Genomic DNA, 9,420 nt, shown 5'->3' with positions numbered 1-9,420 from the left:
AAAAAAAACTATCAAATAACGGTATTAAAATCAAAATCTTGTTAGTTATTTTTAACAAACATGATATAACATTTACAATTAAACTAACCTATCTCAAGCGGTTCATTATGTTTTAGATTTCACAAATTAATAAGGAGACAAAATGAACAAAGAATCAAAATATTTAGTATCACCAATGAGACACTGAGGAAAAATGTTTGTATATAACATTTTATTTATGCTTTCATTCTTAACATTAGGACTTGCAACTCCATGAGTAATTTGTGCAAGATACAGATACATTACAAACAACACTCAATTAAGTGGAAAAAGATTGAAATTTAATGGAAAAGGTGGACAATTATTTGGATCATACATCAAATGATGACTACTTTCATTAATTACTCTAGGTTTTTACTACACATTCTACTTTCCACAAAGATTGATTAACTGATACACATCACACACAGAAATTGTTGAGTAGAGTTTAATAGGCTAATAAGGCCTATTTTTTAGTACTTTTTATTTATTGTTTAATTGATAAAGTAGCAATAAAAGGCTATTTTGTTAAGTTGAAATAGAAGATTTAATTTAGAAGTCGATATTAAATTAACTAAATTTTTGACTACTTATAATTCTATTCTTGCATTTTATGCTTATTTTTAATTTTTAATTTATTAAGATCAAGTAAGCCTAAAATAACACCAGCAAGAATGCTAATACCTAAAAGATAAATATATCACGGATAAGGTTTTCAATTAGGATTTGCGATTATGAGTAATGGTTCAAAAATCATTGTTCAAAATGAATAAGTAATATTAATACTTGTTGCATTCGCAACACTTATTTTGTTAAGAGCGCGATAATAACACATAAATGATATTGCTGTAAAAAATCCTGCAATTAGAAGCAAATAGAAATGCTTTGATGTTTGCTTTACAAAATAATTTAGTCCAAAATGTGTGTTGTATGCACCAAAACTAGGTAGTAGTACAATTAAAAATACTAATACGGACGTTAAACTTCTAAGAAAAATTGAAACATAAGGATCAATATTGCTTTCTAGACTTATTGATGAAAGAAAAGCTTCAAAACCTCAAGCTACAACAGCAATTGAAATAAATAAATAACCTTTTCAACTACCACTTTGTTGTTGGTTTGCAATAAAACCTAGTAAAAATGCACAGGTAGTTGCAATAAACAAACCTAAAATTGTGTTTCATCTTGTTTTCTTTTTTAAAAATAAATAAACACACATTGTTGAGAGAATAGGGAATAAAGTAGAAATAGCGCTGGCCTTAGTAGCGCCTATTTCTATTAAAGCCATTCAATACATAGCTGTGCCTAATGGTGCACCTAAAAAACTGCTTAGGAACAAAATTCAAATACGCTTGTTTTTAAAAGGAAAAAGAACTCTAAAACTAAAACGTTTTTTGATTATCTGAACAAGAAAAAATGAACTCACCAAAGCAAAAAGATCAACAAAGAAAGCAGTAGAAATACCAAATTTTAAATCAATTTTTTCAGTTGTATTAAATTGAAAAAAAGCAATAACTATACCACTAATTGCTCAAAAAATTGCACCCAATAAAGCAACAACTACTTCGCGGTTTAATTTTATATTTTTAAGAAAAATCTTCAAGTTTCTCCTTTAAAAGTGTTCTATAAAATTTAGCATTTTTTAGCATATGGTTAGAGTAATTTGGATTAATATCATTACCATTATCAATGTAAACTAGTGATCAAATTCATCATAAGTGCCCTAAAAGTGCCATATATGCATATATACGAAGTATTTCCTGTTCACTTGGTCCTTGTTCGCCAAAATAAAACTTTATTGTCTTATCTAATCATATTTTATTATAAAAAGCACTAGTAGCAAAAGCAGCAATATCAATCATTGGATCACAATCACCTGCATATTCAAAATCAATTAGAACAACATCATCATTATTGTTTATTAATATGTTATCTGGAATAAAATCAATGTGGCATAACTGTTTTGGCACATTTAAGGAATTCAAGAAATCTAAAATTGAATAGATATCTCTTGTGAGTCCAATTTGTTTATTAACTAAATGTTTGCTCTTAGTAATTCTTAACAAATATTTTGTCAACTCACGACGAATGTTGAATTCTTGACCTAATATATATTTCTTATTATGAAATTCTTTTAAGGTTTTGAATGCACATTTTACATCATTTTCATTGTAGCAATCGACATTTTTGTGTTCATTTGCAAAATAAGATATTTTAGAAAATGTTTTTTTATTGTAATGTTTTAGTTTTTCTACATGTTCGAAGTTTTGAATAAGTTCATAAACTTTTTGTTCACGCAATCTATCAATTATATTTTCAGTACCTTTTCCTGGATTGCGGTAAACATATTTGGTATTATCTACAACAAATGAAAATGAGTTATTTGTAAGACCTTTTTTGATTGTTTCTATCTGAGATATATCATTAAATTCAATATTAAAAACGTCGCATATTTCTCTAATGCATTTGTTATTTTGCAAAATTTTCATTTGTGGCTCAACAACCTTAAGATTATTTAAGTCGTCAATTTCATAAACATTATTTGTTTGAATATTTGCTTTTATTTTGTGTGTTTTGATTAATTCAAGAAGACACTCTTCTCAATAAGCATTTGTTTTCATTTCATTATTCTTAATATAAACATTAAGCAATTTTTTGTAAGCTTGCGAAAGACTGGAATCAAAATAAACAGGGCCCGTAATAAATAATTCGTTAAATTTCAATTTTGATGGTTTAAGACTTTGTATAAAGTTGTCTTTATCGACAGATACTTTTCACTCAAAAGCTACATCATCTGGTTGTGTGTTTGAGACAACAGTAAGGTATGGACACTCTTGCTCAGTATTGAAATAATTGTGATTAATTCATGCATCTGAATTCAAAATATATGTATTTGAAAGATAGTCTTGAGCCAAAAAGAGTGAATATAATGAATTTGTTCTATTAAATCGCTTGTTTTCGATTATATTGAGATTATATTTATTTTTGATTTCTTCAAAAGCAGAGTGTAAATAACCCGTAACAAGTGTTATATCAAATATTCCAACAGAGTTTAAAAACACAATCTGACGCTCTATCATCGATTGCTCATCTTTAATTTGAATTAAACCTTTTGGTGAATCAAAGGTTAATGGAACCAACCGTGAACCAAAACCGGCCGCTAAAATTATTGCGTTTTTTTTAATTTTACTATTTGAATTTTTCATATTAGTCCTATTACATATTATCACACGTTGCGTTATTTTATACTAGAGATAATAAAAGGTTTTAGATAAAAAACTCTCTAATATTAATATAATAATTAAAACAAAAATAAGAAATTTCTTCTATACTAAAATGCTTAAATTATTCTAAATGGTATAGTCTATATTATTGTTTATAATACGCGGAATCAAGAAGCTTAATCTATATTTTAGAAAATTGTTTCTGTTTAAACTGTTCCACTTTATTAAATAAATAAAAAATGATTTTAACTTGTTGAATATATTGACTACTTTTATCTTTAAATTCATTAAAGACATCAAAAATTACATTCATTCATAAGAAAAAGACTAACGAATAAAATCATTAAATTTTACATTTTTAACCTAAAAATTCGTCTTATATTTTTTTCTAAACTCTATTTCTGAAAGCGCAATTTCTTCTAAGTTTGTCTTAATTTTGTAGTTTAACTCACTACAAAGTTTATCAATTGATGCTATAAGAACGTCAGGATCACCAACACGTCGTGGTCCATAGTTAATGTTGAGTTTTCGACCTATTTTTTTCTCAAACATATTGACAATTTCGAGATTACTATAACCAATAGAACTACCAATGTTATAAATTAGTGATCGTTTCAATTCAAACATTTTTTTAGCCGTGTGTATGTGTAATTCTGCAAGTTCTCCTACATAAACATAGTCTCTTATACAAGTTCCATCATATGTATTATAATCATTACCATAAATTTTGAAGTCATCTATTAAACCGAATACATAATAACTTATTGAAGGGAAAAGGTGTGTAGGTTTTTCATTATTTTTAGTTAAATAACCTATTCTCTTACTTTTAGAAGCACCAGCAACATTAAAATATCTTAAAAATGTATAGTTAAAATCTGGATTTGCGTATGCAAAGTCTTGAATAATTTGTTCAGCAAAATATTTAGACTTGCCATAAGGACTAATTGGGTTTTTAATATCATCTTCAACAAAATAGCCCTTATGTGATGAATTATTTCCATATATCGCAGCCGAAGAAGAAAACACAAAATTATTCACATTATGTAGTCGCATAACTTTCAATACATTAACTAACCCTTGAATATTTGTTTCATAGTAGTCAAGTGGTTTTTTTATACTCTCTCCAGTTTTAACTAAACCAGCAAGATAAATTACAACATCAATTTTTTGTTCATTAAATACACCTTTTAATGTCTGCAAATCAAGAATATCACCTTTGTAAAATTTGCTTTTTTCTTCAACAAATTCAATAAAACCTGTTGATAAGTTATCATAAATAATAACCTTGTCAGTAGTATTTTTGTTTATAACTTCTGCTACGTGACTCCCAATATATCCCGCACCACCAATTAACAAATAATTCATTTCTCTTATCCTTTAATAAAAAAAAATATACTTCTTTATATATTACAATATTTTTGCAACTTTTTCAAATACCAAACAAAATGAACCTCATACATATCATGCTTTAACCATAGAGGAGTATGAGGTTGAAAATGCCTTTTCTAATATACTCCCCAATTTTCCAATGAATAACAGTGATACAAAACTTAGAAATACTCTGTTATCGGCTGTATTTAATACACTATTTACGGGATAAATGCCTGATTACACTTGTTTGGTTACACCACTTTTTAGAGCAATGGAATTTTATTTGCATAGAATTTTGAGTGATAAATTAGGAAAAATACAACAACACCGAAAGGTAAAAATAATTTTTCTTATTTTAGATTAAACAAATCAACCAATATGTATGAGTATAATTCAACAAGGCGAAAATTAAATAATAATCAAATAGATTATCTAAATAAGTTGTACAATAGATATAACAATGTGAGACATCCTTATGCTCACTGGGCAAAGAACTCAATGGATACACAAGTTATAACTAATATAGAAACAGCTCGTGAATTGATTTTAGATGGGTTGAAATTTATAAATAAATATTATAAAACGTTTTAGTTCTTTTTTTTGAGAACTATTTAGAGGAAGATGGAGTTGTTGTAATGAAGACATATTTGATAAATAGTTTAAAAAAAGCTGAATTTGATGTTATCGTAACATTGTTGGATTATCAAACTCAGATATCAAGATGTTTAAAATCAATTAGAATGTCTCCAATTGAAACAGAAAAACTCTTGATAGATACCATATTATGTTCGGGAATGAATGAATATCGTTTCATTGAAACTACTTTAAATGAGGATGGAACAATAAATTTAAATCATTATAATTATGTTAATGTGAGTAATGAAGTACTTAAAAAAGCAAATGAAATTTTAAAATATCAGCCATCTTCTTTAAAAAATTCTGTATTACCAGAATCACAAATAAGAAAAATAATGAAAAATGAAAAAACCGAGCGTTAAAAAACGTTCGGTTTTTTCATTTTTTACCACTATAATTAATAAAATAGACTATTTTTATAGTTATTATATTGATTATGATAAGTATATTTCATTAATTAATGATAACAAATTGCTATATAGGAGGAAATATGGTCGATTACGCAAAATTTTACAAATGTGCATTACAGGTGAATCCATACTCTTATCCAAAATATAGAGGCTTGGATAACTTAAATGAAGATGAATATAATGAGAGTATTTTAAAAAAATGCTTAGAAAATGATATAAAAATTGTTGGTTTAGCCAATCACGGCGATTGCGATAATTCAGAATCGCTCAGGAGAGTTTTATCTGAGAAAGATATTTTAGTTTTTCCGGGTTTTGAGATTACAACAGCTGAAAAAATTCATATTGTATGTCTTTTTGATCCTTCAACATCAATAAGTGAGTTGAATAGAATTTTAGGTTCAATAGGGATGCCTAAGTATGAAAATGGTACTGAAGTAAGTAATCTATCTTGTCTAGATATTGCTCGTATAGTTACAGAGAACAATGGATTTTGGTATGCTGCCCATATTACATCTGATAATGGAATATTAAAAAGTGGCGGGTTACATAAAGTTTGGCAAAGTGATTTGTTGACAGCTGCACAAATACCTAATAGCAGATTAAAAATAGACCCAAAATATAAAAATATAGTAAACAACAAGGAACCAAGTTATAAAAGAAGTAGTGATATTGCACTTATAAATGCCAAGGATATATGTAAGCCAGAGGATTTAGACATTGATGAGTCTTGTACATATTTAAAAATGTCTGAGTTATCTTTTGAAGCATTTAAACAGTCATTTACAGACCCAACATCAAGAGTGAAGTTAAAATCCGATATGAAAAATTGTTTTCAAAGTTCTATAGATAGAATACAAGTTTTTGGAGGGTATTTGGATGGTTTGGATATTAATTTCTCTAATGAACTCAACACAATTATAGGTGGTAGGGGTACAGGGAAATCTACATTAATTAATTTAATCAGATATACATTAGGAATTTATGATGAGTTAACAAAAAAAGAAATTGAAGAAGTGGCAAAAGTTAATTTAGGTTTAGATTCTTATGTGGAATTAACAATAACTTCTCATAAACAAGATGGTGCTAAATTTAAAATAAGGAAAACTTATAATCAGAGTATAACAATTTTAGATGAAAATGATGATATTACACAATTTAAAGTTGATGATATTCTGCCTAACATAGAGATATACGGACAAAATGAACTATTAGAATCGGTCAAATCAGATACAAAAATTACTAAAATTGTAAGTAGATTGATAAATATAGATTCCTCATATATTAATAATAGGACTAATGATTATAATAAACTAAGTAATAACACCAAAAAGCTGCTAGAAATAACAAATTGTATAAATGAACTTGAGGAAAAAACAAGCGATATACCGAGCAAGGAAGAAGAGTTAAAGAGATATAATTCGAAGGGTCTTGATAAAAAATTAGAGTCTATAACAGAGATAGATATAGAAAGAACTCATATCAATGATATTCATGAGATCGCGGCGAATTACGTTTGTGAAATTTCTAAATTAGAAATTGAAGATAATGATACTTTAAAATCTGAAGAAATATCTGAAATACTGCAAGAATTAAAAAAATTCAATGAGAAAATAGAGGGATTTTCTAATAATATTAAAGAGGAAAAAAGTAAACTTCTTGAAGCAATAGATAGAATAATAAAAAATTGGAAAGATAGAGTTAATCCTATAGAGTCTGAAGTCAATAATTTGGTATCTGAAATTGAAGGTGTTCATAATAAGTCAAGTAAACAAATAGTTGACGATTACAGACGATTAACAACTTACATAGTAAAATCTAAACCATTTACAAAAAAAATCAAAACATTAAAATCGCAAAAAAATAAATTATTGAATGAAAGAAAACAAATTATTGAAAAATGTAAAATATCAAATGACGAATATGCTCAAAATGTTTTAAAATCTATTAAAAAATTAAATAAAAATGTATTTAATGGTGTGCAACGTTTAGAGATTCATTGTTTTCAAAATAAAAATGAGATATTAAATTGTTTGAAAAATATAGATGGTGTTGGAGATAAAGGATTACAACATATTAAAGAATATGAAGACTTTTATATACTAACATTTGTTGAAAATATTAGACTTGGTCCAGATAAGATAAAAGAAATTTATTCGTTAACAGATTATATTTCTCAGAAAATTTGTAGTTTAAATGAGACAGAGTTGTGAAATTTAGAAGGATTAATGTTGGGTGATCTTACAAAAATAGAGTTAAAAGTTGGAGACGAATTTAAGGATATGTATTCATTATCGAAAGGTCAGCAATGTACAGCTATTTTAAACATATTACTTTTAGAAAATAAGGAACCATTAATAATTGATCAACCAGAAGATAATTTAGACAATGCATATATCGCTGAAAATTTAGTGAAAATACTTAGAGAAAATAAGTTTAATAGACAATATATATTAGCTACACATAATGCTAATATACCTGTCTTTGGAGATGCTGAATTAATAGTTGCATTAGAAGAACATAATAAACAAGGAAAAATAATTGATGGTGCAATTGGATCGATTGATAGAAAATCGGTTCAAAAAGTAGTTATAGATATATTAGAAGGTGGAGAAACTGCATTGTTAAATAGAAATAAAAAGTATAAACTATATTAGATTTCAATCAATATTTTACCTGACAAACAAATAGGAATATCAAACAAAATGAACCTCTTGAGATAGGTTGGTTTAATTGTAAATGTTATATCATGATTGTTAAAAATAACTAACATGATTTTGTTTTTAATACCGTTATTTGATTGTTTTTTTGGCCAAACCAACATTTCGATGAAAACAAGAACATTAAACAGATTTCAATGTTCTTGTTTTTGTTCTTCAAAACGCATTGAAACAACTTTATTCGTACCAACATCGACAGCAAGCAACATTGTGATTTATTATGACATTAAGTCAGTAATGACTACATCCATCAATTTCAACGATATTGACAAACTTATATACGTTTTTGTAATTTAATCGGCGCTTAGTTTTTTCTTTGGATTCGTAATATTTAAATTGGGATATAAAGAATAAATCTTTATTAGTTATAGATTTATTTCTGTTTCGTTTAGCAATTTTCTTGCCTTCTTTTCCTGAGTTTCGGAGTTTAAACTAAAAAAGCGAAATTTGCGCTATTTTATACGCAAAAATCGCTTTTTTTAATTTATTACATACCATTTTTAATAATTGTGTTTATTTCTTTAAATTTTTCAATGTTTGAAATAAATTGATTTATTTCTACAAATTTTTTAGTTGCAGTTTTATTGTTTATATTTTGAGTGTATTCAAAACATGAATTTAATAATGTTATCAATGATTCATTAGTGTATTTATCTATAACTCCATTGTTATAATAAAAATTGTTTATAGCGTAAATTGTATATTTAAGAACAACAAGAGCAATAAAATTTAATATAAAATGACCTATGATGTGTTGATGTGTTCTAACATAAATTGGTCTAATTGATAAAGCTCCTTTTAGTGTTCTAAAATTCTCTTCAATTTGGTATTGTTTGTGATAAATCGATGCAATTTGTTCAGGATTCAAGTCTTTTCTGGAAGTTTCATATACATAATATCCATCAAATTTTTCATCATCTTCAATTTTGTCTAGATCAAGAGTAAAACTCATATTGCCTACTTTTTTGAAGAATTTGTATTTTTTTACACCAATAATATCTTCAGCGCTAACCACACCTTCTTTGTTTTGTTTCTTTTTAAAAT

General features: G+C 26.7%; 8 protein-coding genes and 1 pseudogene. 4 read left to right on the top strand and 5 right to left on the bottom strand.

Annotated features, from left to right (window positions below; all coding sequences use genetic code 4):
* The first annotated feature begins 142 nt into the window (after positions 1 to 142).
* On the top strand, positions 143 to 463 hold the full coding sequence (locus E1I18_RS03480) for a DUF6693 family protein (RefSeq protein WP_141484204.1): 321 nt from the start codon (positions 143 to 145) through the stop codon (positions 461 to 463).
* A gap of 153 nt (positions 464 to 616) precedes the next feature.
* Here E1I18_RS03480 and E1I18_RS03475 read toward each other — a convergent pair whose 3' ends face one another.
* The 3 genes from E1I18_RS03475 to galE all read right to left on the bottom strand — a co-directional run bounded on the left by E1I18_RS03475 (position 617) and on the right by galE (position 4,607).
* Complete coding sequence (locus tag E1I18_RS03475; RefSeq protein WP_141484203.1) at positions 617 to 1,621, bottom strand: DMT family transporter; 1,005 nt, start codon at positions 1,619 to 1,621, stop codon at positions 617 to 619.
* Positions 1,605 to 3,224, bottom strand: a complete 1,620-nt coding sequence (locus tag E1I18_RS03470; RefSeq protein WP_141484202.1) for a sugar phosphate nucleotidyltransferase — start codon at positions 3,222 to 3,224, stop codon at positions 1,605 to 1,607. The genes E1I18_RS03475 and E1I18_RS03470 overlap by 17 nt, the downstream gene beginning before the upstream one ends.
* Before the next feature lie 381 nt (positions 3,225 to 3,605).
* On the bottom strand, positions 3,606 to 4,607 hold the full coding sequence (gene galE, locus E1I18_RS03465; protein ID WP_141484201.1) for a UDP-glucose 4-epimerase GalE: 1,002 nt from the start codon (positions 4,605 to 4,607) through the stop codon (positions 3,606 to 3,608).
* Between the two features lie 235 nt (positions 4,608 to 4,842).
* Here galE and E1I18_RS03855 point away from each other — a divergent pair.
* From E1I18_RS03855 to E1I18_RS03445, 3 genes and pseudogenes are all read left to right on the top strand, one after another.
* A pseudogene (locus tag E1I18_RS03855) lies at positions 4,843 to 5,204 on the top strand (hypothetical protein).
* A gap of 44 nt (positions 5,205 to 5,248) precedes the next feature.
* Complete coding sequence (locus tag E1I18_RS03455) at positions 5,249 to 5,611, top strand: type II toxin-antitoxin system RnlB family antitoxin (RefSeq protein ID WP_141484200.1); 363 nt, start codon at positions 5,249 to 5,251, stop codon at positions 5,609 to 5,611.
* A 128-nt stretch (positions 5,612 to 5,739) separates the two neighbouring features.
* Complete coding sequence (locus E1I18_RS03445; RefSeq protein ID WP_141484198.1) at positions 5,740 to 8,313, top strand: TrlF family AAA-like ATPase; 2,574 nt, start codon at positions 5,740 to 5,742, stop codon at positions 8,311 to 8,313.
* Here E1I18_RS03445 and E1I18_RS03440 read toward each other — a convergent pair.
* Together E1I18_RS03440 and E1I18_RS03435 are read right to left on the bottom strand one after the other, a co-directional pair.
* On the bottom strand, positions 8,310 to 8,585 hold the full coding sequence (locus E1I18_RS03440; protein WP_141484197.1) for a hypothetical protein: 276 nt from the start codon (positions 8,583 to 8,585) through the stop codon (positions 8,310 to 8,312). The genes E1I18_RS03445 and E1I18_RS03440 overlap by 4 nt on opposite strands.
* A 278-nt stretch (positions 8,586 to 8,863) precedes the next feature.
* Positions 8,864 to 9,420 (bottom strand): IS1634 family transposase (locus E1I18_RS03435; RefSeq protein ID WP_141484196.1); only part of this gene is annotated, 557 nt, incomplete at its 5' end.

The organism is Mycoplasmopsis mucosicanis (genome assembly GCF_006546935.1).
In the GTDB taxonomy this organism is placed as follows: Bacteria; Bacillota_I; Bacilli_A; order Mycoplasmatales; family Metamycoplasmataceae; genus Mycoplasmopsis; species Mycoplasmopsis mucosicanis.
The sequence above is the reverse complement of the archived record's forward strand: the minus strand, read 5'-3'. Positions and strand labels throughout refer to the sequence as shown.